At 57.5% G+C, this 25,343-nt stretch carries 22 protein-coding genes; 17 read left to right on the top strand and 5 right to left on the bottom strand.

Going from position 1 to position 25,343, the window contains the following annotated elements:
* Nucleotides 1-5: 5 nt before the first annotated feature.
* The gene (locus AC4EYZ_RS09345) at nucleotides 6-2,822 is read right to left on the bottom strand and encodes a DUF349 domain-containing protein (protein ID WP_027957728.1); all 2,817 of its coding nucleotides are present in this window, start codon (nucleotides 2,820-2,822) and stop codon (nucleotides 6-8) included.
* A gap of 226 nt (nucleotides 2,823-3,048) precedes the next feature.
* Here AC4EYZ_RS09345 and minC point away from each other — a divergent pair, with 226 nt between their 5' ends.
* The 4 genes from minC (at nucleotide 3,049) to sbcB (ending at nucleotide 6,594) form a co-directional block, all read left to right on the top strand.
* A complete protein-coding gene (minC, locus tag AC4EYZ_RS09340; protein WP_027957729.1) occupies nucleotides 3,049-3,795 on the top strand; it encodes a septum site-determining protein MinC in 747 nt (248 codons plus the stop codon).
* A gap of 157 nt (nucleotides 3,796-3,952) precedes the next feature.
* Entirely contained in the window at nucleotides 3,953-4,771 is an 819-nt protein-coding gene (gene minD, locus AC4EYZ_RS09335; protein WP_027957730.1) for a septum site-determining protein MinD, read from the top strand.
* On the top strand, nucleotides 4,768-5,019 hold the full coding sequence (gene minE / locus AC4EYZ_RS09330; protein WP_007111776.1) for a cell division topological specificity factor MinE: 252 nt from the start codon (nucleotides 4,768-4,770) through the stop codon (nucleotides 5,017-5,019). Before minD ends, minE begins: the two co-directional genes overlap by 4 nt.
* Nucleotides 5,020-5,100: 81 nt before the next feature.
* The gene (sbcB, locus tag AC4EYZ_RS09325) at nucleotides 5,101-6,594 is read left to right on the top strand and encodes an exodeoxyribonuclease I (RefSeq protein ID WP_039860366.1); all 1,494 of its coding nucleotides are present in this window, start codon (nucleotides 5,101-5,103) and stop codon (nucleotides 6,592-6,594) included.
* A 39-nt stretch (nucleotides 6,595-6,633) separates the two neighbouring features.
* Here the strand turns inward: sbcB and AC4EYZ_RS09320 are convergent, their stop codons facing one another.
* A complete protein-coding gene (locus AC4EYZ_RS09320; RefSeq protein ID WP_027965460.1) occupies nucleotides 6,634-9,501 on the bottom strand; it encodes an insulinase family protein in 2,868 nt (955 codons plus the stop codon).
* Entirely contained in the window at nucleotides 9,501-10,187 is a 687-nt protein-coding gene (locus AC4EYZ_RS09315) for an SOS response-associated peptidase (RefSeq protein ID WP_009288261.1), read from the bottom strand. The genes AC4EYZ_RS09320 and AC4EYZ_RS09315 overlap by 1 nt, the downstream gene beginning before the upstream one ends.
* A 192-nt stretch (nucleotides 10,188-10,379) precedes the next feature.
* On the opposite strand from AC4EYZ_RS09315, the gene AC4EYZ_RS09310 reads away from it, so the two are divergent.
* Both AC4EYZ_RS09310 and AC4EYZ_RS09305 read left to right on the top strand, forming a co-directional pair.
* Nucleotides 10,380-10,994, top strand: coding sequence for a TetR/AcrR family transcriptional regulator (locus AC4EYZ_RS09310; RefSeq protein WP_027957733.1), 615 nt, complete (start codon nucleotides 10,380-10,382; stop codon nucleotides 10,992-10,994).
* Between the two features lie 53 nt (nucleotides 10,995-11,047).
* The gene (locus AC4EYZ_RS09305; protein ID WP_217920682.1) at nucleotides 11,048-11,656 is read left to right on the top strand and encodes a 1-acyl-sn-glycerol-3-phosphate acyltransferase; all 609 of its coding nucleotides are present in this window, start codon (nucleotides 11,048-11,050) and stop codon (nucleotides 11,654-11,656) included.
* 15 nt (nucleotides 11,657-11,671) lie between these two features.
* On the opposite strand, the gene AC4EYZ_RS09300 is transcribed toward AC4EYZ_RS09305, so the two are convergent.
* Entirely contained in the window at nucleotides 11,672-12,946 is a 1,275-nt protein-coding gene (locus AC4EYZ_RS09300) for an HlyC/CorC family transporter (protein ID WP_009288263.1), read from the bottom strand.
* A 105-nt stretch (nucleotides 12,947-13,051) separates the two neighbouring features.
* Nucleotides 13,052-13,849, bottom strand: a complete 798-nt coding sequence (locus AC4EYZ_RS09295) for a cytochrome C assembly family protein (protein WP_190374056.1) — start codon at nucleotides 13,847-13,849, stop codon at nucleotides 13,052-13,054.
* A gap of 370 nt (nucleotides 13,850-14,219) precedes the next feature.
* Here AC4EYZ_RS09295 and ffh point away from each other — a divergent pair, with 370 nt between their 5' ends.
* The 11 genes from ffh to AC4EYZ_RS09240 all read left to right on the top strand — a co-directional run bounded on the left by ffh (nucleotide 14,220) and on the right by AC4EYZ_RS09240 (nucleotide 25,269).
* Complete coding sequence (gene ffh / locus AC4EYZ_RS09290; RefSeq protein WP_027957735.1) at nucleotides 14,220-15,620, top strand: signal recognition particle protein; 1,401 nt, start codon at nucleotides 14,220-14,222, stop codon at nucleotides 15,618-15,620.
* 311 nt (nucleotides 15,621-15,931) lie between these two features.
* The gene (gene rpsP, locus AC4EYZ_RS09285) at nucleotides 15,932-16,180 is read left to right on the top strand and encodes a 30S ribosomal protein S16 (protein ID WP_007111767.1); all 249 of its coding nucleotides are present in this window, start codon (nucleotides 15,932-15,934) and stop codon (nucleotides 16,178-16,180) included.
* Nucleotides 16,181-16,251: 71 nt separating this feature from the next.
* Nucleotides 16,252-16,797 carry a ribosome maturation factor RimM gene (gene rimM / locus AC4EYZ_RS09280; protein WP_027957736.1) on the top strand — a complete coding sequence of 182 codons (546 nt, stop codon included), beginning with the start codon at nucleotides 16,252-16,254 and terminating at the stop codon, nucleotides 16,795-16,797.
* A gap of 101 nt (nucleotides 16,798-16,898) precedes the next feature.
* Nucleotides 16,899-17,666 (top strand): tRNA (guanosine(37)-N1)-methyltransferase TrmD, encoded by a 768-nt coding sequence (gene trmD, locus AC4EYZ_RS09275; RefSeq protein ID WP_027957737.1) that lies wholly within the window; start codon nucleotides 16,899-16,901, stop codon nucleotides 17,664-17,666.
* A 140-nt stretch (nucleotides 17,667-17,806) separates the two neighbouring features.
* Nucleotides 17,807-18,163 carry a 50S ribosomal protein L19 gene (gene rplS, locus AC4EYZ_RS09270; protein WP_027957738.1) on the top strand — a complete coding sequence of 119 codons (357 nt, stop codon included), beginning with the start codon at nucleotides 17,807-17,809 and terminating at the stop codon, nucleotides 18,161-18,163.
* A gap of 130 nt (nucleotides 18,164-18,293) precedes the next feature.
* Nucleotides 18,294-19,175, top strand: coding sequence for a site-specific tyrosine recombinase XerD (gene xerD / locus AC4EYZ_RS09265; RefSeq protein WP_190374055.1), 882 nt, complete (start codon nucleotides 18,294-18,296; stop codon nucleotides 19,173-19,175).
* Nucleotides 19,150-19,953: a DsbC family protein gene (locus AC4EYZ_RS09260; protein ID WP_161463735.1), complete on the top strand. Its 804-nt coding sequence runs from the start codon at nucleotides 19,150-19,152 to the stop codon at nucleotides 19,951-19,953. Before xerD ends, AC4EYZ_RS09260 begins: the two co-directional genes overlap by 26 nt.
* Nucleotides 19,954-20,063: 110 nt before the next feature.
* The gene (locus AC4EYZ_RS09255; protein WP_009288268.1) at nucleotides 20,064-21,380 is read left to right on the top strand and encodes a homoserine dehydrogenase; all 1,317 of its coding nucleotides are present in this window, start codon (nucleotides 20,064-20,066) and stop codon (nucleotides 21,378-21,380) included.
* Nucleotides 21,381-21,386: 6 nt separating this feature from the next.
* Entirely contained in the window at nucleotides 21,387-22,775 is a 1,389-nt protein-coding gene (thrC, locus tag AC4EYZ_RS09250; protein ID WP_138800381.1) for a threonine synthase, read from the top strand.
* 7 nt (nucleotides 22,776-22,782) lie between these two features.
* On the top strand, nucleotides 22,783-24,594 hold the full coding sequence (locus AC4EYZ_RS09245; RefSeq protein WP_190374053.1) for a single-stranded-DNA-specific exonuclease RecJ: 1,812 nt from the start codon (nucleotides 22,783-22,785) through the stop codon (nucleotides 24,592-24,594).
* Between the two features lie 45 nt (nucleotides 24,595-24,639).
* Complete coding sequence (locus AC4EYZ_RS09240) at nucleotides 24,640-25,269, top strand: YitT family protein (RefSeq protein WP_022520226.1); 630 nt, start codon at nucleotides 24,640-24,642, stop codon at nucleotides 25,267-25,269.
* The last annotated feature ends 74 nt before the right edge of the window (nucleotides 25,270-25,343 follow it).

Raw genomic sequence — 25,343 nt, 5'->3', positions numbered from 1 at the left:
AACGCTTAAGGTAGCGGGACTCGCGCTAGTCGGCTAAGCAGGTTATCCAGCTCTTCTACTTCAGTGTCCCATAGCGTGGCTGGCATTGGCCCTAGCGCCAATAGCGCGACCAAGATGTTGATCACTTCTTGATCACGGCTGCGCTCTTGATTGAAGCCTTCATTCAAACGCTCTACCTGAATCGCCAAGCGCAGCGGCTCATCGCTCTGCCGCACGCTACCCACGGCCAGCATCGAGAGGTGCACTCTCAGTCTGGCGAGGGAGTCGGCGATGCGAGTGTGATCAGCGTCTGATAGCGGTACCGCTACGCTATGGCGCTGTTGATTGCGTGCGTTATGCGCCTCATTAAAGGCGGTAGGCAGTGAAGTGCCGAGAGCCGCTTGTGCGTCCACGTTGCTTGGGATCCCTTCGTCGAGGTAGCGCTGGTCGGCAGTCAAGTGAGCGCTCACTAATGGCATGATCGCATGCCACTGTTGAACTGTATCGGCAACCGCCAGACGGTTTAAGCGTTCTCGGCGCGCACGCACGATGCCACTCATCCGCCGCTGCATGCCTTCGCTGCGCCGATTGCGTGGCAACGGCTCAAGTTGATTGGCTTGTTCGATAAAGCGCTCCAACGTGGCCGACTCACTCGCCTCAATCGGCTGCCAGCTATCCATTTCGTCGATGAGGGCTTGCATCTCATCAAGCTGCTGTTGCTGGCGCGCTGCCTGCTCAGTTTTATGCGCATCGCGCTGGGCAAAGAGTTGATCACATTCGTGGCGGAAGGTTTTCCACAGCGTTTGCTCTTCGCCTTTGGGTGCCCGGCCCAGGGCCCGCCACTGCTGCTGCAGCTGTTTGGTCAAGTGAATGCGCTGTGCAAGAGGTTGGCTTTCGTCGCTGCGCAGCGCGCTCACCTGGCTGATCAGATCCCGTTTTTGCGCGGCGATAGTTTCAGCGCGCTGATCGATCAACGCCTGTAGCTGATGGCGAATGACACCAAAGCGCCGCCCAACGGACTCGGAGCGTTCACGGGGAACGGGGCTGTAGTGTCGCCACTGGTGGCGCGCTTTGTCGCGGATTTGCCGTAGCACATCGGGGTCGGCGTCTTCGGCGGGCTGAGCCAGCAGGTTTTCCAGCTGATCGCACAGCGCTTCGCGGGCTTGAAGGTTTGCCTCACGCTCTTCGCTGAGCTGGTCTCGCCAAGGGGCGAGACGTTCGTGGATGCGATCCGAGGCGCTGCGAAAACGAGCAGACTGTTCGCGGTTAGCCGCCGCATCTCCCAGTGATTTCCACTCTTTGACCAGTTGGCGATGGTGGCGGTCAAGTGCTTCTTCCGCCATATGGCGGTCATTCGCGAGGGTTTCGATGCTGTCACATAGCTGCTCGCGCTTTGGCCCGGCGACAAACCCCCGCCAATCGCGTAATTCCGCGAGCCGGGCGGCTAAGTGCTTTAAGCGCGTTTTGAGCGGTTGAGCGGCTGGGCTTTCCAGCGCTTCAATGCGCGGCTTTAGCCGCTGATGCAGACGGCTGGCACTTTTAAAGGCGCCGCGCTCTAACAAGTGCTCAAAGGTGTCGAGTTCTGCGCCATGTGCTTTTAGGGAGGCGTTGTCTTCTGTCGGCTGCGAGGGCGTAGTGTTTTCAGCGTTGAGGGCCGCTTGGGCACGGCCGAGCAGCGCGGGCGGCGTTAAGGCATCCGGCCATTGGCATTCGCTCATCAGCGTGGCGAGGGTAGCGTGGTCGCCGTTGGCCAATGCGGTTTCGATGGGGGCGCTTGCCGCGCACCAGCGCTGCCATGCCTCTAAGCACTGGTCGTAGTGATGAATCGCCAACGTGTAGCGCTGGCGCATGGTCTCACTGGGCGGATGGATATCAGAAAGCGCCTGCCAGCGTTGGCCTAATAGTTGGCGCTGGGCGCGCAGGCTGTCGATATCCTGCACGGTCATGGCTGAGGCGTGGCGCAGGCCATCAAGGGTTTCTTCGATGCCTTCAAGCAGCTGTTCGCGGGTGTTTTCGGCTTCTTCACGGCGCTCGTCGCTCTGCTGGCGCGCCTGCTCCTGGGTTTCGTGGTCGTGAAGCGTCTTGCGGCAATTGAGCACCGCTTGATGAAAGCGCTGCTCTTGCTCCACGCTTGGCGGCTGGTTCAACTGTTCCCACTGCCGTTCAAGGTGGCGAAAGCGGCCGCCATAGAGGGGTTCCCAAGGCGCACGGGCGTGCTGCTCTAATTGATTCAGGAGCGTTTCGCGTTGCTGCGCTTCTGCTTCTAGCCACTGGGCGTCGCTACGCAAGCGGTTGAGGCGTTCCCGTGCCAGACGCACCACTTGGCGGTCGCGGCGGGCCTCTTTTAACAACCGTTTTAGCCCCTCTTCGCCCTCAATGCGTTCGGCAGCCTGATGGCGAACGGCGGCCACGCCGTTGTGGCAAGCTTGATGAATCAGATCATTTTCATCGCCCAGCTTGCTCAGTGCGGTCAAGCGTAGATTCAGGTTGTCACCCTGCAGGGCCACCGCGCTCAGTACCCGCGGCTCTTCGATCTGTTCCACCAAGGATTGGCGTTGGTGCAAGTCGGTATGGCCTTCACGCCCGCTGAGCCGTTGGCAAATAGCATTGAACCAGGCCTCATCCTGCTGGTGGTGCGAGTAAGCGTCGACCAGGCCTGCGCAGTCATCCAGGGCTAGCAGCGCGGCTAGGCGAATCTGGCTGTCGCTATCTTGAGTGAGCGACTGCAGCGCTTGGCGCTGCTCTGCTTGCTCAGGGTTCAATCGCTGGAGGGCCTGACGGCGCACCTCGGGGTCAGGGTGCTGCCACCGAGGTGCGAACAGTCGTCTTAACAGTCCGTGCATGAATCATCCTGCTAGTATGAAATGCGTAGCATGAAAAAAGCGGCTCAGTGGTTGCAGTCACCGGCGCTGTCGCTTAGCTTGGCCTTACTATGGTGTGATAAACGTCTATTTTCTAGGCCACACTGCTTCTAGACCACACTGTTTTTAGACTACAGTGTTTCTAGACGACGAAATGCGTGATAGTACGCTACCTTTATCTTATCTGAACATGACGGGGAGTTCGGCCATGAGCCTTAACGTGGATAGTGCCGTAGTGGCCTTTACCTTCAAAGGGGGCATGTTGCCGATGACCGTCATGGAGCTAAGTAGTGCTGATCCGGAGCAAATCCGGCAGCAGTTGGCTGGCAAATTCTCCCAGTCTCCTGCTTTCTTTCAGCATACACCGGTTGTGCTCAGCGTGGAAAAACTCGATGAACCCCACTTAGCCCTTGAACGCATTTGTGCTGTGTGCCGTGACCACAAGCTGTTGCCGGTGGCCGTACGCGGTGGCACCGAGCCGGTGCGCCAATCGTCCTGGGCGCTGGGGTTGGGGTGGTTTCCACCAGTGGCAGAGGGCCGTGCCCGGGGGCTTGAAAGTGTCAGTAATTCGCCAGTCCAAGAAGTCTCCCGTGAGGAGGCAGTAAGTGAGGCGGAAGCGCCAACGCTCGCTACGCGGCTTTATCGCGGTACCGTGCGGTCGGGGCAGCAAGTAAGCGCCTCTGATGGAGATTTAGTGGTGATTGGGGCGGTGAATGCCGGTGCAGAAGTGCTGGCCGCTGGCAGTATTCATGTTTATGGCGCGCTGCGTGGCCGTGCGTTGGCGGGTATTCATGGCAATATCCAAGCGGGTATTTACTGCCGCGAATTGGAGGCTGAACTGCTTTCAGTGGCAGGTAATTACAAACGCTCTGAAGATATTGATGCGCAGCTTCTGGGGCGGCCCGCAGAAGTTCACTTTACAAAAGAACAGCTTGAAATTAAGCCACTGGGCTAAGGTATTTGTATGAGGCTGCGTTGGTGCTTCATGCCTAGCGACGCCGAAGACGCTATCCGTTACAGTATGGCATGTTGATGACATTGACGTTCCCGTTATGCGCAGAGCGCCAGCTGTCTCGCGCTCGCGACGAACGACTTCAAGAAGGAAGTGACTCTTGGCCAAGATAATTGTAGTGACCTCTGGTAAAGGAGGGGTCGGTAAAACCACTAGCGCGGCAGCCATCTCTACGGGGCTTGCGCTGCGCGGTAAAAAAACAGTCGTAATTGATTTTGATGTGGGCCTGCGGAATCTCGACCTGATCATGGGCTGCGAACGACGCGTGGTGTATGATTTAGTCAACGTGATTCAAGGCGAAGCGGGGCTTAACCAGGCGCTGATTCGTGATAAGCGCGTCGAGAATCTGTTTATTTTGCCAGCTTCTCAAACCCGTGATAAAGACGCCTTGACCCAAGAGGGGGTCGCGGAGATTCTGGAGAAATTGAAAGAAGATTTCGATTTCATTCTTTGCGATTCACCTGCCGGTATTGAGCGTGGTGCACAGTTGGCCATGTACTTTGCCGACGAGGCGATTGTGGTCACCAACCCGGAAGTGTCGTCAGTGCGCGACTCTGACCGTATTTTGGGGCTGCTGGCCTCTAAAACCCGACGTGCCGAACAGGGCGAAGACCCTATCAAAGAGCACCTGTTGGTGACTCGCTATAATCCCGAGCGTGTGACCTCAGGCGATATGCTGACGCTCGATGATATCCGCGAAATTTTGGCGATTAACCTGCTGGGCTTGATTCCTGAGTCTGAGGCCGTGCTGCGTGCCTCTAATCAGGGCGTGCCCGTTACCCACGATATCTCCAGCGATGCGGGCCAAGCGTACAGCGATACGGTATCGCGCCTGCTCGGCGAAGACATGCCGCTGCGTTTCCATGAAATGCAACGCAAAGGCCTGCTGAGCCGTATGTTCGGGGGAGGTCGTCGATGAAACTGCTTGAGTTCTTGAAGCGTGAGCGCAGAAAATCCGCCTCGGTAGCCAAAGAACGTTTGCAAATTATTGTGGCGCATCAGCGTAGCCAGCGCGGGCAGCCCGACTATATGCCGATGCTTGAGCGCGAGCTACTTGAGGTGATCCGTCGCTATGTCCATGTGGATGACGACGCCATTCAAATCTCCTTGGACAGCGAAGACAACTGCTCAGTGCTTGAACTGAACGTTACGCTCCCCAAAAGCTAACCCTAAGCGCTGAAGACGCGGCGAAAGGGGCGGCGGGTGTGCTAGGCTTGGGCTTTTAACTGCCCAGCGGAGTGATTGTTCATGGCGCCACCCAATGCTGCCCCTGCCAGTTTTCTATGGCATGACTATGAAACCTTCGGGGCGGATCCGCGTCGCGATCGGCCCGCACAGTTCGCAGCCCTGCGCACTGATGCTGACCTGAACGAGATCGGCGAGCCGATCGAGCTCTACTGCAAGCCCGCCGATGATTACCTGCCTCATCCTGCCGCCTGTTTGATTACCGGTATTACGCCTCAAAAAGCCCAACGCCATGGTTTGCCCGAAGCAGAATTCGCGGGCGAGATTCAGCGCCATATGAGTGAGCCGGGCACCTGCGTGGTGGGTTACAACAGCCTGCGTTTTGATGACGAAGTCTCCCGCCATCTGTTTTACCGCAATTTGCTCGACCCTTATTCCCGTGAGTGGCAAAACGGCAATTCCCGTTGGGATTTAATCGATGTTGTGCGCGCCTTTTATGCGCTGCGTCCTGATGGCATTGAGTGGCCGCTGCGCGAAGACGGCGCACCCAGCTTCAAGCTTGAGCACTTAACTGCAGCTAACGGCATTGCCCATGAGGGTGCCCACGATGCGGTAGCCGATGTACGGGCCACGATCGCGTTGGCCCGCTTGCTCAAGGCGCGCAATGCGAAGCTGTTCGACTATTTACTCGGTTTGCGCGGTAAGCGCGCGGTGGCTAAGCAGCTTGACCTGCCCAACGCCAAACCGCTGCTGCATATCTCCCGTCGTTATCCCGCCAGCCGGGGCTGTAGTGCGTTAGTCATGCCGCTGGCCGAACACCCGACAAATCCTAATGGGGTGATCGTTTACGATTTGAGCGTTGATCCTAGCGATATGCTGAGTATGTCGGCGGAGCAGGTTCGTGAGCGCGTGTTTGTCAGTCAGCAGGATCTAGCCGAAGGCGAGGCGCGGATTCCGCTGAAGGTGATTCATATCAACCGTTGCCCGGTGGTGTTTCCCGCCAGTGCTTTGAAAGACGTTGAGGGGCCTCAACAGGGTGAGTATGGCACCATCGTCGCGCGCTTAGGCTTGGATGTGGTGGCTTGTCGGCAGCACTGGAAAGCCCTGCGCGATGCCAGCGGTGTCGCCGCAAAAGTCGCAGAGGTATTTAGTGCTGGCTACGACGATGCGCCACAAGACCCTGATCTAATGCTCTACTCAGGCAGTTTCTTCTCGGCTGCCGACCGTCAGCAGATGGAGCGGGTGCGAGAGATGGAGCCGTGGGATTTGGTAGGGCAGCGCTTTGCGTTTCAGGATCCGCGCTTGGAAGAGATGTTGTTTCGCTTTCGTGCACGCAGTTACCCCGACACGTTGGAAGGCGAAGAGCGCGAGCAGTGGGAAGCGTTTCGTTGGATGCGGATCAATGATCCGGCCCTGGCGGGCTTTACCCTCAAGGCGTTTGCGCGGGAAATCGCTCAGTACAATCAGCAAACCCTTACTGATCGCGAGCGGCAGATTTTGGAAGAGCTGGTGATGTTCGTGGAAGCCATGATGCCGGCTCAAGCATTTGACGCCTGAGCCGGTACCCGTTTAGGTCACTCCTGTAGGGAGTTCTCTTTACGCATTGTCATCACGCACTTTGGGCAGGGGTGAGCGCTCTTCACGATAATCGCTGACATCGCTGGGTTCGTCGCCCGGATTAAAGCGTATATCCAGGGTGTGCTCGCGCAACGATGGCCATAGGGCCTTAATATCCTCAAGGCTAACGTTCAGCACTAGTTCGGCCAGTTGGTCGCGGCGATCAAAGCGCACATCTTCCAACGCGGTGGCTTGCCAATAGCGGTTGGCCATGCCCGCAAGGCTGGTATCGCGTTGGCGTAACTGGTCGTGAACAGCCTGGCGATAAGGCGCTAAGTCAGCGTCGCTGAGTTGTTCAAGGCGCTGGTTAGCCTCATCAAGAAACACATCCATGCGTTCGGCGATGGTGCCGCTATCCACGTCGGGTGATTGCACCATAAGGGCAACCCCTGGCGCTTCGAGCAGCGGCGAATAGCCGGCGTTGACGATGTAGCCGAGCTGCTGCTCGGTGCGCAGTTGCTGGTAGAACGGTGTTTCCAGCCACTGGGCGATCACCGCGGTGGTGGCTTGTTCCTCTGGCGTCTGATCGCGGCCTTGCAGATAGCGCAGAACCAAGGACTCATCCCGAGAGCTGTGAGGGTGCAGCACGCTGTGCTCATCACTTGCTGCAAGTGGGGTGAGGTTAGCAATATCGTCGCGGTTTAACCGCGGTTTTAGCCTGGCACGCATCAGCTGTGTTTGTTCACGCGCCAGGTCAGCGTCCAGGTTGCCCACCGCCATGGCATCGACGTACAGGTTATCTAGAAAGCGCTGGCGAAAATCTTCCAGGTGACCACTGTCAAAGCGCTCGCTGGCGGCGAGAAGTTCAGCGGTAGACCATTGTGGTGTGAGTAGGGCTTCGCCCAGCGTGCGGCTAGCTTGACCGTAGAGCGATGCTTGGGGCGCATTGCGCCACTCGCGCTGCAGCTGATAACGCACCCGCTCGAAAGCGCTGTCGGTAATTTCTGCGTGCGCTAATTGCTCAAGCGCTTGTTCAATCAGCGGGGTTTGGCCATCACGCCAGCCTGAGAACGATAGTGTCATGCCCCTGGCGTGGGGATAAGCGCTAAACGACTGCCCTGCCAACCACGCTGGGTAGAGGGATTCATTCAAACTGTCGTTAAGCCAGCTGGCGAGTAGCCGAGTGAGCACTGCTTCATGGGCGGAGTAGCTGGCGGTGGGGCTTTGCAGACTGACCCGCCACTCAACTGTGGGAGTATTAAAGCGCTCATCCTGCATGTGCCAAGCGGTAAACGATGGTGTTTCGACCAGCAGGCTGGGGCGCTCATCCTGGCCTTCCAACAGCGTCAGGTCACTGGCGATAAAGGGGTTGGGCCCCGGGAGTGCCAAACCGCTCAGGGGTTGGCCCGGCTGTTCGGGTACTTGCTCGTCCCATTGGGTATTGAACCAAGGGGAGACAGTGTCGCTTTCGATATCCGGTGCTGAGTAGAAGCGCAGCATGTTATCCGGCGTTAGCGCGTCAAGATAAACCTGCTGGCGCTCTGCATCGGGGCCATCCATACGGTAGGCCGCGTACTGCACGTCCTCTACCGGGTAGCGAGATAGGCTCATTGAAAGGCGAGTGGCTTCCTGCTGTGGGGCGCCATACTGCTGAAAGCGGAAGGCCTGCTCATTGAGTTTTGCCTGCTCTTCGTAGCGCCATTCGGCGAGGGCATCATTACGCAGTTGATCAATGGCGGCAAACAGGGTGGCTTCAATATCGTCCAAGCGTTCGGCGCCTGCGGGCGTCAGACTGATGGAAATAGTGAATAGTGCTTCGTTGCCATCGCCGCGCCCCACACCGGCGGAAAGCCCATCGGCCAGTCCTGCATCGCGCAGTACCGCTAACAGGCTACCTTCACCTTCATCGCCAAGCAGGTGGGCGATTACCTGGGTCGGCTTTGTACGGTAGTCCTCAGTGGGGTCGGGTACTGGGAAGTAGAAGCGTAATTGACGACGATCCTGCAGCGACTGGCGCTCGATATAGCGGGGTAGCGTGTCTGAATCAACCAGCGGCGCGTCAATCGTCGGCACGCTTAAGTCGTTGTCGGGAATATCGGCAAAGCGCTCGGCTACCCACTCCTCCAACTGATCCAACGGCTGTGGTGCCACAATCGCCAGGTTCATTACATTGGCGTCGTAATGCTGGTGATAGAAATCGATCACCCGCTCGCGTAGCGTTGCCTCGCCTTCAGGCGGGCTGGCTAAGGTTTCCCGGCTACCCACGGCAAATCCGGTGGTGGGGTTGTCAGGGTTGAGCAGTTGGTTGAGCACATCGTTTTCGCGACGGGACTCATCACGAATACGCGCCATGTACTCCGAGTGAACGATATTGCGTTCGCTCTCCAGGTGGTCGGCGTTAAACAGCGGCGAGAGGAAAAATTCGCTGAAACGGTCAAGCGCGCCCGGCAGCGCCGATGGCTCAATATCAAAGAAGTAATTGGTATCCTGCTGCGCGGTGAAGGCGTTGTGAGAGCCCGCGTTATTGGAAATATAGCGCTGGTAGGCATCAGATTCCGGGTAGGGCTCGGTGCCTAAAAACAGCATATGCTCTAGAAAGTGTGCTAACCCCTTAAGGTCATCAGGATCTTGGGCGCTGCCTACTCGCACATTCATCGACGCTGCCGCCTTGTCTGCCTCCGGGTCGCTGACCAGCAGCACATTGAGGCCGTTCTCGAGCGTCAAAACCCGGTAGTCGCGGCTGTCATAGGGGCTAATGATCGGGGTGACTGTGTCAGCAATGGCGTCGGCAACGGCGTCATCGGTGGCCGCGAAGGCCAGTGGTGTTAACGCGATGCTGGCGATAACGCCAATCACTGCGCACTGTGGGAAAACACGCCAGCGGGTTATGCAAGTGGATCGCAACATTACAGCTCCTGTGACACAGCCCAACGCAGCATCGACCCGGTAGGATGGGCACAGGCCGGTGACTGGTAGGCGGGATTATTGACATGTTTAGATACCGGAAAAGCGCCCAACAGTTCCAATGGTGCGGGTGCTAGCAGTGAATTAAGCGTTTCGGTATCGGTGTCTGGGTTGAGCCAGGCGGATAACGCATGGCTGGGTATAGTGACCGGCAGGCGGTCGGTTAACGGCGATAACAGCAGGTTGGCGGGCACGGTGATCAGTGCGGCAGAGTCGGTAAACGCCGTTAACGTGGTGTGGTAGCGGCACCATAGTGCGCCCAATAGCAACGGCGCCCGGGATACCTGGGTCACTAAATAGGGTTGCTTGCTGCGGGGCTGGGTTTTCCATACATAGAAACCGCTCACCGGGATAACGCAGCGGCGCGCGCTAAAGGCATCGCGAAACATCGCCCGTGATTCAAGGGTTTCTGCCCGTGCGCAGTGGGGGGCGTGATCCAGCACCTCCAGCCAGGGCGGCGTCAGGCCCCAGAAAAGCGACGAGAGCCGGTACTGCCCCTGCTCTATGCGAATAGCGGAAATTGGCCTACGAGGCGCTAGGTTAGGCGACTCAATCAACGGTTCAGGAGTGGCTAGCGTTGGCAATAAGCGGGTCAGCGGTAAATTTTGCACATGCAATCGCCCCGTCATTAGCTATCTCCTTAAGCAGAATCGTCGTGGAAGTGTACCTGGATGGCGGGGGACTGCGCGCAATAAAGCACGAAATGTAGCGTTTTAGTGTCGAAAACAGTGTTCGATGTAAGGTATCCTATCTTATCCCTTGCTCCCGCTAAAGCGCAGTGAGGCTTCCTTCTTGTTTGCCGTTGACCTTAAGAGATTGCCATGGCCCGTCCTAGACAGCATGCGCCCGATGCCCTCCATGCGCAGGTCATGCACGCTTGTGATGAGTGGTTGGCTGAGCAGCCAGTCCATGGTCTCTCACTGCGTGCCCTGGCCAGAGAGGTCGGCTGTGCCCCCAGCACCCTATTGAAGCTATATGGCAGCTTCAATAATTTATTGCAGCACGTCAATGTGGAAACCTTGGCGCGTTTACAGCACACCATTACCAGCCTGATCGACGATGACCCTGAGCCATGGCTACGTTCGCTGGCGCGTGCCTACTGGCGGTTCGCCGAGCAGGATTGTTACCGCTGGCAACTGCTGTTTGATTACCCGCTGGCCCAAGAAGGCGAGCTTGATCAGCGTCAGAGCGATTTGATCGAAGCGCTGTTTACCCAAGTAGAAGCGTCGCTTAAATCCTACCAGCCAGCGCTGGATGATCTCGAAGCCCGCCGTTTGGGGCGCACGCTGTGGGGCAGCGTGCATGGTTTAGTTCAGCTAGGGCTTAATGAGCGATTGGGCTATTGGCAGGGTCAGCAATTAAAAGTAGATGAGCTGCTGGATCAACTGATGAGTACCATTCTGGCGGGCCTACGCCATCGTGAGGCGGCGACGTGAGTGGGTGGGTCAATGCGGCTCGTCAGGCGCTGCGCTGGCTGATCTTTGTCTCAATGCGCCTCTGCTACCGGCTGCAGGTGCATGGGCGTGAGCATATCCCTAAGCAGGGGGCCGCGCTGGTGGTGTGTAACCACGTCAGTTTTATGGATGCCTTGGTGTTAGGTGGTGCTAGCCCCCGACCGCTGCGCTTTGTGATGGATCAACCGATTTTTGACTCGCCTTGGCTTAAATGGTGGTTTCAGCTGGTTGGCGCAATCCCTATTGAGTCTGAACGACGCAGCCCCGGCGCCCTGAGACGCGCTCTGGATGACGTGAGCTCAGCGCTGCGCCAGGGGCAGGTCGTGATGGTCTTTCCTGAAGGGCGATTGACCCCTGATGGCGAAATTCACGCCTTTCGGCGTGGCCTAGAGGCTATTCTCGCCAGGGACGATGTGCCGGTGGTTCCGGCAGGGTTAGCAGGCTTGTGGGGGTCGTGGACATCTCACCATGATGGCAAGGCGCTAAAGAAGTGCCCTAAGCGTTTTCGGGCGCCGGTGAGCCTGCACTTTGGGCCCCCGCTCAACCGTCTGGACGCCGATGACATAGCGCTGCGGCGGTTTCTCGAGGCGCGGGTTAGAGCACTAAAGGCGGCGGCTGACCAGGATCTGGCCAACCGCCATTAACTCGCTTATCATTGATTAGCGGCGTGGCGCCCGCAGCTTTTGCCAGCAGCGTGCTGAGGTAATGAGATTATCGCGGATCTCCAGAATCTCCATGCGCATATTGCCGATCTGTAGGCATGCTGGGCCTTCTGGGAAAGCTTCAAGGTGCTCAAGAATTAACCCGTTGAGCGTTTTGGGGCCATCGGTAGGCAGCTGCCAACCGAGCATCTTGTTAATCTCACGAATATTGGCGGTGCCTTCAATCACATGGCTGCCGTCGTCCTGCTGGTGAATCTCTTCATCTTCAGAGACATCGGTGGTGAACTCGCCCACGATCTCTTCCAGAATATCTTCCAGGGTGACCAAGCCCTCTACGTCGCCGTACTCATCCACCACAATGCCGATGCGCCGTTTCTGCTTTTGAAAGTTGAGCAGTTGGGTATGGAGCGGTGTGGACTCGGGAATAAAGTAGGGCTCCCGTGCCTCTTGAACAATCGATGCCTTGGTAACTTCGTCCCGGGAGAGAAAGCGTGCCGCGTTGCGCAGATGCAGCATGCCGATAATATTATTGATATCACCTTTATAAACCGGTAGCCGGGTATGCTGGCTGGTGCGAATCTGGGTCAAAATATCTTCGAGCGAATCATCCAGGTCGATACCCAGCACTTCGTGGCGTGGCACCATGATGTCGTTCACGGTGACGTTCTCAAGATCGAGAATAGATAGCAGCATTGCCCGGTGGCGGTAGGGGATCAGCGTGCCCGCTTCGTGAACCACCGTGCGCAGCTCATCACGGGTCAGGCTATCGCCCCCGTTATCAACGCTTTTAACGCCCACCAACCGGAGCAGGCCGTTAGACATCACGTTAACCAGCCATACGAGCGGGTAAAGCAGCTTTAGCAGCGGCTCAAGGGCGTAGGAGGTCGGGTAGGCGATCCGCTCGGGTTTAATCGCGGCGTAGGTCTTCGGCGTTACTTCGGCAAAAATAAGAATCGTGATGGTCAACAGAGCAGTAGAGATTGCAGGCCCAGATACGTCGCCGAAGAAGTGAATGGCGATAATGGTCGCAATTGAGGCCGCCAGGTTGTTGACGAAGTTGTTGCCGATCAGGATAACGCCAATCAGGCGGTCTGGGCGGGTGAGCAGGCGCATGACCCGTTTGGCTCTGCGGTCACCGCTGTTGGCTTGATGGCTCAAGCGGTAGCGGTTAATCGACATCATGCCGGTTTCAGAGCTGGAGAAAAACGCAGAAAGCAGTATCAGTAAGGCTAGCAGGCCGAACAGTAACCCCAGGGGGAAGTCGTCGCTCAAGTCGAAAAGTCCTTTGTGGCGGATTAGGCTCGATTTGTAGAAGGTAGCGAGTAGTGTGTCAAGACAACCAAAGGCGTGGTAACGCCCGCGGTAGCGGTTGAGCCGCTATCGATTGAGTACAACCTCAAGTACGAACTTACTGCCAAAGTAGGCCAGCACCAGCAGGCCGCAACCGCCCAGTGTCCAGCGCACGGCACGCATGCCGCGCCAACCAAAGCGATAACGACCAACCAACAGGGTCGTGAAGATTACCCAGGCCAGTAGCGAGAGTACGGTTTTGTGCGCCAAGTGCTGGGCAAAGAAGTTATCCAGGAAAATAAGCCCGCTCGCGATGGAGAGCGTCAGCAGGATAATGCCCGCCCACACCAGTTCAAAAAGTACCCGCTCCATGGTGGTGAGCGGCGGTAGCGACTGCACAATGCCGCGAATATGATGGTGGCGCAGCGCCTGGTTCTGTAGGCCGACCAGCACCGCTTGGACGGCGGCAATCGCCAGCACGGCAAACGCCAGCGCTGAACTTATCGCATGCAATAAAATGCCCGGTGTAAGCCCGGTATGGCCGCCCTGATTCGGCAGCCACGTGGCGGCGAGTAGTGCAATACCCGCCAGCGGGAAGAGTGCAATCCCGGCGTTAAGCACCGGTTTAAAAAGGCTGGCAACTAGCACGACGTTGACCGCAACCGCCATCAGCAATGTGGCGCTGGTGGTAAAGCCGGGCAGTAGGCCAGGGGATTGGCCGACTAATTTGACCACCACAGGAATGTGCAGCAGTAAGCCCAGCACAGCGAGCAGGCGCACCATGCCCTGGCGAGGCGGCACACGCCGGAACAGCGTCATGCCTTGCCAAATGGCAGCGGCAACATAAAGAACAAAAGCAATCGTGGCGAAAGGTAGCGCCTGCATGATGCTATCCGTGCGCCTTGCAGCGCGTTGCGGTGAATAAATAAACGAATTAAGTGTGATTACGACGAGAATCTATCCAACTACTATAACTAATCCAAGCGGCGTCGCCCAGCGGGGTAAACGCATGAAAATAGTTAAAGACTCGGAGTAAGTATGCAGGAATGCCAGGGAAAGCTGTAAGCAAGGGTCTTTCGCCATGGATGGCGAAAGTAGCGCCCATGGATGGGTTAACAGCGCCTTTGCGTCAGCTTGCCCAGGCAGGATCGCTGGCACTCGCCCATGGAGACTCAAAGCATGAGCGCGTATAATCTTTTTACTAATGAGTCCAGGGCGTGCGCGCCGACGGCAGTGACGGAGGCAGAGAGGCCCCATGTTCCAGAATCTAAGTGAGCGTCTTTCCCAGACGTTAAAGTCGATCAAGGGTCAGGCTCGCCTGACCGACGACAATATTAAAGATACCCTGCGCGAAGTACGCCGCGCACTGCTTGAGGCCGACGTAGCACTGCCGGTCATCAAGGAGTTTATTGAGCGCGTGCGCGAGCGGGCGGTCGGGCAGGAAGTATCCAAAAGCCTGTCGCCAGGCCAGCAGTTCGTCAAAATCGTCCAGCAAGAGCTGGAAGCGATTATGGGCGAAGCCAACGACGGCTTTGTGCTTAAGGGTTCCCCCGCCGTTGTATTGATGGCCGGCCTACAGGGTGCGGGTAAAACCACCTCTGTGGCCAAACTGGCCCGCTACCTGCGCGAACGCGAGAAGAAGAAGGTCTTGGTAGTGTCTGCCGACGTTTATCGCCCGGCAGCGATCGATCAGCTCGAAACCCTGGCCAAAGAAGTCGAAGTGGACTTCTTCCCCTCGCGCTCTGACCAGCAGCCGGTGGCGATTGCCGAAGCGGCCATCAAGCACGCCAAGATCCAGTTTCACGATGTGGTGCTGATTGATACCGCCGGTCGACTGGCGATTGATGAAGCCATGATGGCGGAGATCCAGGCACTGCATAAAGCGGTCTCGCCTCAGGAAACGCTGTTTGTCGTCGACGCCATGACCGGCCAGGACGCTGCCAATACCGCCAAGGCGTTCAGCGAAGCGCTGCCGCTAACCGGTGTGATTCTGACCAAAGCGGACGGTGATGCTCGCGGCGGTGCGGCGCTGTCTGTGCGTCACATTACCGGTAAACCGATCAAATTTATGGGTGTCGGTGAAAAAGTCGACGCCCTGGAGCCGTTCCACCCAGACCGAGTCGCCTCGCGCATCCTGGGGATGGGCGACATGCTGTCGCTGATCGAGGAAGCCGAGCGCACCGTCGATAAGTCCAAAGCCGAGAAGTTGGCCAAAAAGGTCAAGAAGGGTGATGGCTTTGACCTGGAAGATTTTCGCGATCAGCTCCAGCAGCTCAAGAAGATGGGCGGTATGGGTGGCCTAATGGGCAAGTTGCCGGGTATGGGGCAGATGGCTGAGATGGCTCAAGGCCCTGGTCCCGAGAAAGAGCTGGGCAAGTTGGAAGCACTAATTAATTCCATGACGCCTAAAGAGCGCCGCAAGCCCGACATTATCAATGGCTCGCGCAAGCGCCGCATTGCCTCGGGGGCCGGTCTGCAAGTGCCTGACCTCAATCGCCTGCTTAAGCAGCATAAGCAGATGCAGAAAATGATGAAGAAAGCAGGCCAGAAGGGCGGCATGCAGAAAATGATGCGTGGCATGTCCGGCATGATGGGTGGCGGCGGCCCAGGTGGGCCCGGTGGAATGGGCGGCCCCGGTGGATTGCCGCGGCGCTAAGACGCCAATAGTAACGTACTGATGCGCTTGGTGAGGTTGACGACCTATCAGTTTTCTGGCTGTCAGGCTTTCCAAGCCGGGCGCATTTGCGTAGAATGCGGCCTCTTCATGCGTGGGTGCTGCCCAAATACGTCAAAACGTAGCAGTAGCAGCGCTCAATGAAGGCCTTAATGGTGTTAAAAAAGGTCATGCAAGCCGCTTTATGTGGTCGTGTGCCAGTTTAGCGCCAAGAAAACAGCACGACGAGTGTTCCGATAGCGGTTAGCGCTATAAACACACTCTCGTAACCTCAACCGAAGGATAGTTATCGTATGGTTACCATTCGTTTGGCCCGTGGTGGCGCCAAGAAGCGTCCCTTTTACCACCTGACCGTTACCGACTCGCGTAACGCTCGCGACGGTCGTTTCATCGAGCGTATCGGCTTCTTCAACCCGGTTGCCCGTGGTCAGGAAGAGCGTCTGCGCGTTGACCTAGACCGCGTTGTTCACTGGCAGAGCCAAGGCGCCCAGCTGTCTGGTCGTGTTGCTGAGCTGGTAAAAGAAGCACGCAAACAGGCCTAAGCCTGATTTTGAGTCTTGTTGTCTGAGACTTATTGTGTGAGAAAGTGAGTGCTGGGTAGCTGAGGTCGTCGATGACGCGTTTTGAAATAAGCCAAACTGACGACACGCATGTGGTGCTAGGCAAGCTGACTAGCCCTTATGGGGTGAAAGGTTGGCTCAAGGTGTACTCCTACACTAGCCCAATGGACAGCATTCTTGAATACCCGGAATGGTGGGTGCGCCAAGGTGAAACCCTGAAGCGCATAAGCATTGTTCAAGGGCGTCGGCAGGGCAAAGGACTTGTGGTGCAGCTTAAAGGGGTCGATGACCGTAGTGCGGCGGAAGCATTAGCCCAAACGGATATCTTGATGCCCAAAGAGGCGCTGCCTGAGCTTTCCGACGATGAGTATTATTGGCATGAGCTTGAAGGCATGGCGGTCTTCACTCAGGCCGGCGAACGGCTAGGACGGGTAAGCTACCTGTTTGAAACCGGCGCCAACGATGTCATGGTGGTTCGCGGCGATTCAGAGTCAATCGACAAGCGCGAGCGACTGCTGCCATTTTTGCCAGACGACGTCATTATCGAAATCAGTTCCCAAGAGGGCCGTATGGTCGTCGATTGGGATCCTGAGTTTTGACCAAACTTATGAACAGTTTGAGCAATGATGCATCTACCGACTCAACCGAGTTGGATAGTGGCAACGCGCCGGAAACGGCGAGCGAAGCAGCAGTGCCTGCAATGTGGATTGGTGTAGTGTCGTTGTTTCCTGAGATGTTCGACGCGCTCACGCAACAGGGTGTGGTCGGCAGAGCGGTAGAAAAACAGCGTATTGCACTGGAGTTTTGGAACCCGCGGGATTATGCCACTGACCGCCACCGCAGCGTCGATGACCGCCCCTATGGTGGTGGTCCAGGCATGTTGATGAAAGTCGACACCCTGCGCGCAGCGATCTTTGCCGCCCGGGAACGGGCGCAGAAAGCCACCGGCTTAGTGCCGACGGTGATCTACCTCTCGCCCCAGGGGCGTAAGCTGGATCAGCAGGGCGTTCAAGCACTGGCTTCCGCCGGGCCTTTAGTGGTCGTGGCAGGGCGCTATGAAGGCATTGATGAACGCGTGGTGGAGAGTGACATCGATGAAGAGTGGTCGATTGGCGACTATGTGTTGAGCGGCGGTGAGCTGCCAGCGATGGTGCTGATTGATGCAGCGGCAAGGCTGATTCCCGGTGTACTGGGTCATCAGGATTCCGCTATCGAAGACTCGTTTAATGACGGTCTGTTAGACTGCCCGCACTATACCCGTCCAGAAGTCATCGACGGGCGCCAAGTGCCGGATGTGCTGTTAAGCGGTAATCATGCAGCCATCAAGCGCTGGCGGTTAAAGCAGTCACTCGGGCGTACATGGCAGCGTCGTCCAGACCTGTTGGAAGGGCGGCCGTTAGATGCCGAACAGCGTAAGCTGTTGAACGAGTTTATCGAAGAACACGCTCTGTCAGCTAAAACTGAGTAGGCCAGAGCGGCGGTGCAGGGCGTATGCGCACCTGTGTCACCCATAACGACTCCCGCGTAGCTCGTTTCGAGCGCCGGGATCACGGCTTCCGCCACCCATGATTGAGCGGTCAAGCCAACACGTTATTCAGGAGTATGATGATGAGCAGTAAAAGCAAAGTGATCCAGGCGATCGAATCTGAGCAAATGGGCAAAGAAATTCCTCCCTTTGCCCCCGGCGACACCATTGTCGTTCAGGTAAAAGTAAAAGAAGGTACTCGCGAGCGTCTGCAGGCGTTTGAAGGTGTAGTCATCGGTAAGCGTAACCGTGGCCTGAACTCCGCTTTCACCGTGCGTAAAATTTCTCACGGCGTTGGCGTTGAGCGTACCTTCCAGACCTACAGCCCGCTGGTTGACTCTATCGAAGTCAAGCGTCGCGGTGACGTGCGTCAAGCCAAGCTTTACTACCTGCGCGAGCGCAGTGGTCGTTCTGCACGTATCAAGGAAAAGCTGGCTTAAACGCCACTGCTCCTCGGGCGCACGCTGTTCTCGAACAGGCGTCGCGCCCGGATACCAAGACCCCGTCACCGCTTTGCGGGGCGGGGTTTTGTTTATCCGCTCAACAAAAGCGGCTTGAGGTGACTAACGTATGAGCGTTATCGATGCATTTTTAGATGCTCTCTGGCTTGAGCAGGGCGCCAGCGATCATACGTTAGCCGCCTATCGGCGTGATTTAACCGCCTGGCAGAGCCACCTGGAGAGCCACGGTGAAGCCCTTCTGGCGCCGCCGCCGGAGCGCCTCAGTGAGTGGCTGGCCAATCGCCGGGAGGAGGGGTATCAACTGCGCAGTAATGCCCGGCTGCTGTCGACGCTGCGCAGCTTCTACCGTTGGGGGCGTTTAAACAACCAAGTGGAAAGTGACCCACTGACTGATATCAAACTACCGCGGGTCATACCCGGCTTGCCTAATACCTTGGAAGAGGACGAGGTTGAGCGCCTACTCTTGGCGCCGGATACGGAGACTCCTTTGGGGGTTCGTGACCGTGCCATGCTGGAGCTGCTGTACGCCTGTGGCTTACGGGTATCAGAGCTGGTAGGGCTCACTGGTGATGCGGTCAATCTGCGCCAAAACGTGGTTAGGGTGCGTGGTAAAGGCGATAAAGACCGCTTGGTTCCCATGGGCGAAGAGGCCGCAGATTGGCTGGCGCACTATATGCAGACTGCACGGTTGGCGCTGATGAGCGACCCAACACGCCCCGCGCTGTTTCCTGGGCGGGGTGACAAAGCGATGACCCGGCAAACGTTTTGGCACCGGATTAAGGTGCATGCCATAACGGCAGGGATTACCCGGCCACTGTCGCCCCATACGCTTCGCCATGCATTTGCCACCCATTTATTGAATCATGGGGCCAATTTGCGGGTCGTACAGCTGCTGTTGGGTCATAGCGATCTGTCGACGACCCAAATTTATACCCATGTAGCCCAGGCGCGCTTGGAAAGCCTACATGCTGAACATCACCCACGAGGTTGAATTGATGATGCGTCAACGCCGTTTTGTAACACTACCTTTACTGACACCTTCCTCGATGCTGGCGTGTTTGCTAACTGCCAGCCTGCTACCTTCCGCTGCACAGGCTGACGACGTGGCAGATCGTTTGGCTGAAACACTTAGCGTCAATGGCCAGTCGATGCCCGTGGAAGCGGTCACCGAAACGCCTATGGATGGCGTTTATCACGTGCGGTTGGAGAACGGCGAATCTTTCTACTCCAATGCAGACGGCAGCCACTTCCTGGTCGGCGACCTATATGAAAATGCACCCGACGGGTTGGTCAACTTGACCGAGCAAGAGCAGAACCAAGAGCGTGCAGATGCGCTGGCGGCAGTGCCTGAGAGTGAGCTAGTGATCTTCCGCGGTGCCGATGAACCGAAAGCAACAGTGACGGTATTTACCGATCCTACTTGCCCCTATTGCGCGCGGTTACACGACACCATTCCGGAGTTGAATGAGCGTGGTATCGCCGTTCACTATATGGCCTTTCCCCGTGCGGGCATGGGCAGCCAGGCTGCCACCATGCTGCAGCAGGTGTGGTGCTCGGATAATCGCAGCGAAGCGATGACTCAAGCCAAAGAAGGCGAGACTATTTCCAGTGCAGCAGACTGCGACAATCCTGTGGCGGGGCAGTATGATCTGGGTAAGGCACTGGGCGTACAAGGCACGCCAGCAATTATTTTGCCCAATGGGCAACTGGTGCCGGGCTTTGTGCCCCCCGAGCGGCTCTTTGCCATGTTAGGCTTAGATGACGAATGACGTCACATTGAAAGATAATACAAAGCGCTGAGGCACGGTCTTTAAGATCGAATTCAAAACCGTAATTAAGGCCAGCACCACCAGGTGCACAACACGAAAGGGGAAGTATTTTGAAACCGGTAAGAGTAGGTATTTGTGGTCTAGGTACTGTCGGTGGCGGCACCTTTAACGTATTGACTCGCAACGCTGATGATATTGCGCGTCGTGCTGGCCGCCCTATTGTGATTGAGCAGGTTGCTCACCGCAGTATTCATCCTGACTGCGATATTACCGGCATCAATGCCACCTCCGATGTGTTTGAAGTCGCGACCAACCCCAATGTGGATGTCCTGGTGGAGCTCGTTGGCGGTTACGATATCGCCCGCGAGCTGGTGCTCACCGCCATTGAAAACGGCAAGCACGTGGTTACCGCCAACAAGGCGCTGATTGCGGTGCATGGCAACGAAATCTTCAAAGCCGCTCACGAAAAGGGCGTCATCGTGGCATTCGAAGCTGCAGTCGCAGGCGGCATTCCGGTGATCAAATCGCTGCGCGAAGGCCTGGGTGCCAACCGCATTGAATGGGTAGCGGGAATTATCAACGGCACCGGCAACTATATTCTTACCCATATGCGCGATGAAGGCCGGGCGTTTGAAGACGTGCTCGCAGAAGCCCAGGCGCTAGGCTACGCCGAATCTGACCCCACCTTTGACGTGGAAGGTATCGATGCGGCACACAAACTGACGATTTTGGCCTCGATTGCCTACGGCGTGCCGCTGCAGTTCGAGAAAGCCTTCACCGAAGGCATTTCACGGATTACTGCGGAAGACGTCGAGCAAGCCGACAACCTTGGCTACGTGATCAAGCATCTGGGTATCTCCAAGCGTACCGATCAAGGCCTGGAACTGCGGGTTCACCCCACGCTGATTCCTAAAGAGCGCCTGCTGGCCAATGTTCATGGCGTAAAAAATGCTATTGCAGTAATGGGCGACGCGGTAGGGCCGACGCTCTACTACGGCGCTGGCGCCGGCGCCGAGCCGACTGCATCAGCGGTGGTGGCCGATTTACTCGACGTGGCGCGGGATATCTCCACCGAGCACCGCTACCGGGTGCCGTACCTGGCGTTTAGCGGCATCGACGAAGATGTCAGCCAACTGCCCATCATGCCGATGGAAGATATCATCACGGCCTACTACCTGCGCCTGCTGGCGGTGGATCGCCCCGGCGTGTTGGCGCGGGTGGCCACGATTCTATCTGAGCAGGGCATCTCGATCGAGGCACTGATTCAGAAAGAGGCGACCGAAGGCGAGCTGGTGCCGATCATTCTGCTCACACACCGTACTAAAGAGAAGCAGATGAACGCAGCGATTCGCGAAATCGAATCCATGGCCGATATTGCGGGCCCCGTCACGCGTATTCGCGTGGAAAGCTTGAGTGAAGGGGAGTAAGCCTAGATGCGCTATATCAGCACGCGCGGGCAGGCGCCCGCGCTCTCCTTTGAAGAAGTGGTGCTCACCGGTATGGCCAGCGACGGCGGCCTCTATGTGCCGGAAACAATGCCTGAGTTCTCCCGGGAAGAGCTGGCCGACATGGCCGGGCTCTCCTATGCGGAAATCGCCTTTAGGGTGATGAAGCCGTTTGTGAACGGTGAGATCGACGACGAGACCTTCCGCAACATCGTGACCGAGGCCTACGCGACCTTTAATCACGACGCCGTGCTGCCGCTCAAACAGCTGGATGCCAATCACTTCCTGCTTGAGCAGTTCCACGGCCCGACCCTGGCATTTAAAGACGTAGCGCTACAGCTGCTCGGCCGCCTGCTCGACCACTTCCTGAAAAAGCGTGGCGAGCGTGCGGTGATCATGGGTGCGACCTCTGGCGATACCGGCTCGGCGGCGATTGAAGGCTGTCGCCACTGCGACAACCTGGATATCTTTATCCTGCACCCGCACAACCGGGTCTCGGAAGTACAGCGCCGACAAATGACCTCGGTGCTGGCCAATAACGTCTTCAATATTGCCATCGAAGGCAATTTCGATGACGCCCAGGCGATGGTCAAGGCCAGCTTTGCCGATCAGTCGTTCCTCAACGGTACTCGCTTGGTCGCGGTGAACTCGATCAACTGGGCGCGCATTATGGCGCAGATCGTTTACTACATCGCCTCCGGCGTTGCGCTGGGTGCGCCGCACCGTGAAGTGAGCTTCTGCGTGCCGTCGGCTAACTTCGGCAACGTGTTTGCTGGTTATATGGCCTACAAAATGGGCCTGCCGGTGAAGCAGTTCATCATCGCCACCAACGCCAACGACATTCTGCACCGCACGCTGGCCGCCAACGACTTCTCCAAAAAAGAGCTAGCGGCTACTTTAGCGCCCTCCATGGATATCGTTGTGTCATCTAACTTTGAGCGCCTGTTGTTTGACGCCTACGACCGCGATGGCTTGGCCGTGGCGGCGCTGCTTGAGCGCTTCCAGCAGGAACCCACGGCGCTGGCCGATGCGCCGCTGGCCAAGCTGCGCGAGAAGTTCTCCAGCTACAGCGTGGACGATGCGACGATTCTGGAAGTGATTCGCGACGCCCATAAACGCACTGGTGAAATGCTCGACCCGCACACCGCCACCGGCTATCGTGCTGCCGAGCGTGCCCGGGCAGATCAGTCAACGCCAATGATTACCCTCGCCACTGCGCACCCGGCTAAATTCGCCGAGGCCGTTGTGAAGGCGGGCTTCCTGGGCGTGCCACTGCCGCCGCATATGGAAGACCTGATTGAGCGCGAAGAGCGCTACACAGTGCTCCCTGCGGAACTTGCCGCCGTGCAGCAGTACGTTGCGGAAAACCGGCGTTGACGTATTAATGGCCTCAGTGACTGATTTACCCCATCGCACGCTGTCGTCTAGCAAGGCCGGGCCGCGCCTAGAGCCTCGTCCAGTGGATGAGGCGCTTTATGCCCGCGCTCAGGCGGAAGGCCTAAGCGAACTGCAGGCGCGTTTGCTGGCCTCGCGCTTGCCGGGCTACAGCGGTGAGTTGCTACCGTTAATCGCACCTAGCCTGCGTTATTTGGCCCACCCGGAGAAACTGGCTGACGGTCGCCGCGCCGCCGAACGTATCGCTCAGGCGGTGGCAGAGGGTGAGGCCATCGGCATTCTCACCGACTACGACGTGGATGGCATTACCTCCCACGTGGTGATTAAGCGCACGCTGGTGGAGCTGTTTGGGGTGCCAGAGGGCAAGCTACATAGCCTGATTGGCCACCGTATTCATGACGGCTATGGGATTAGCCTACCGCTGGTAGAGCGCACCTTGGCTCAAAAGCCGTTTCCGACCCTGGTGATTACCGCCGATTGTGGCAGCTCTGATGAGCCGCGTATCGCGCGATTAAAAGCGGCAGGTATCGACGTGGTAGTCAGCGACCACCACGCCCTGCCCAGTGAGGGGCCGCCAAGCTCGGCATTCGCCTGTGTTAACCCTACCCGTGATGACTGTGAGTATCCCGACAAAACCATCGCTGGCTGTATGGTGGCGTGGCTGTTGATGTCACTCGCCCGCGGCGTGCTGATTGAGTGGGGGGCGCTTTCAGAGTCGACGCCCAAGCTGTCGCCCTGGCTTTCCTACGTAGCTTTGGGCACCGTGGCTGACTGTGTCTCCCTGGGGGGCAGTCCCGCCAACCGCGCGGTGGTCAATCAAGGGTTAAAACTGATCAATCGCATGGATGCAGCGTGCTGGCGCGCCATGGCCACGCGCTTAGGCGCTGACAGTGTGCCGTTTAACGCCGAGACGTTAGCGTTTCAGATGGGGCCGCGGATTAATGCCCGCTCGCGGCTGGACGACCCCTACGCGGCGCTGCACTTTATGCTGGCCGAGAACGATGGGGTCGCCAATCGCCAGCTCGACGTGCTGGATCAGGATAACCAGTCCCGCAAAGCGATTGAGGCTGATATGGCCGCCGAGGCGCGCACTCTTGCCACAGCAGCTCTGGACGCCGATGAGCCCGCCGTGGTGGTGCTGCTTGAAGACGGGCACCCCGGCGTACAGGGTATCGTCGCCTCGCGATTGGTGCAGGCCTACGGGCGCCCGGCGCTGGTGCTAACACAAGCCTCGGCACCGGGTATGCTAACCGGCTCCGGCCGCTCGATTGATGGGCTGCACCTGCGTGATGCCCTACAGCGCACCTTTGAGCTTGCTCCCCAGGCGTTACCGCGCTTTGGCGGCCATAGTGGTGCGGCAGGCGTAGGCGTGCCACGGGATCAGCTTGACGCCTTTAAAGCGGCTTTCCTGAGGGCCGTAGGCGAACAGCTGGAGGGACGAACGCTCTATCCGCGCCTATGGACGGATGGCGAGCTCTCCACGGCACAGCTTTCGCTGACCACCTTGCAAGAGATAGAAACCCTTGGGCCCTACGGGCGGGAGTTTGATCCGCCGCTGTTTGAAGGCCGCTTTATTGTCGAGGCGCTGCGCCCGGTGGGTGCTGACGGCGCGCACCTGATGCTGGAACTCTCCACTGGCCCGGTGACCTGCAAAGCCATCTGGTTTCGTGCCTTAACGCCAGGGGAACTGCCTGGGTTTAACGTGGGGGATACACTGCACTGTGCTTATAAGCTTAACCGTAACCGCTGGCGCGGCCGCGAGACGCTGCAGTTGATGGTCGAGCACGCCAGCCCAATTTAAGCTGTACATTGTATCATCTACTGGCAACTTAAGTAAGGACGCCCCATGCGCGTGGAAGATTTACCCAAGGATCAGCATCGCCCCTATGAAGATATGATGGCGATGCTGCTGGGCACGTTCTTTGTCGCGCTGGGAGTGACCTTTTACACCCATGCGGTGCTATTGACCGGCAGTACGGCAGGCTTAGCGCTGCTGTTGAGCTACATCACCAGCAGCATTACCGGCTGGGGCTTTGGAGTGTACTTTTTTGCCATTAACCTGCCGTTTTACTACTTGGCGGTGAAGCGGATGGGGTGGAGTTTTACCCTACGCACCTTTGCCGCCATCGGCTTAGTATCGCTGTTTTCAGAGTTAACCCAAGGCTGGGTGCAATTTGCCAACGTGCCCTCGATCTACGCCGCCTTGATGGGCGGCGCGCTGATGGGCATTGGTATGCTGATGCTGTTTCGCCACCGTACCAGCCTGGGCGGTATCAATATCCTCGCGCTCTACTTGCAGGATAAACACGGCCTGCGCGCAGGCTATGTTCAACTGGCCATTGATGGCGTTATCCTGCTGGTAGCCCTGACCCAACTACCGTTGGACCGCGTGGGCTATTCGGTACTAGGGGCGCTGACGCTCAACCTGATTATCGCCCTGAACCATAAGCCAGGGCGATATATTGGAGTGAGCTAAAAACGTTTAGCCAAGCCAGAACCACCACACGATCAGTGCAATGAGCCCCAGGCCTGCCAAGTTGATCAATAAGC

The sequence above is a fragment of the Vreelandella sp. 162(4c) genome, assembly GCF_058152265.1.
Note: the sequence above shows the minus strand (reverse complement) of the source record. Positions and strands in the feature narration are given on the sequence as shown.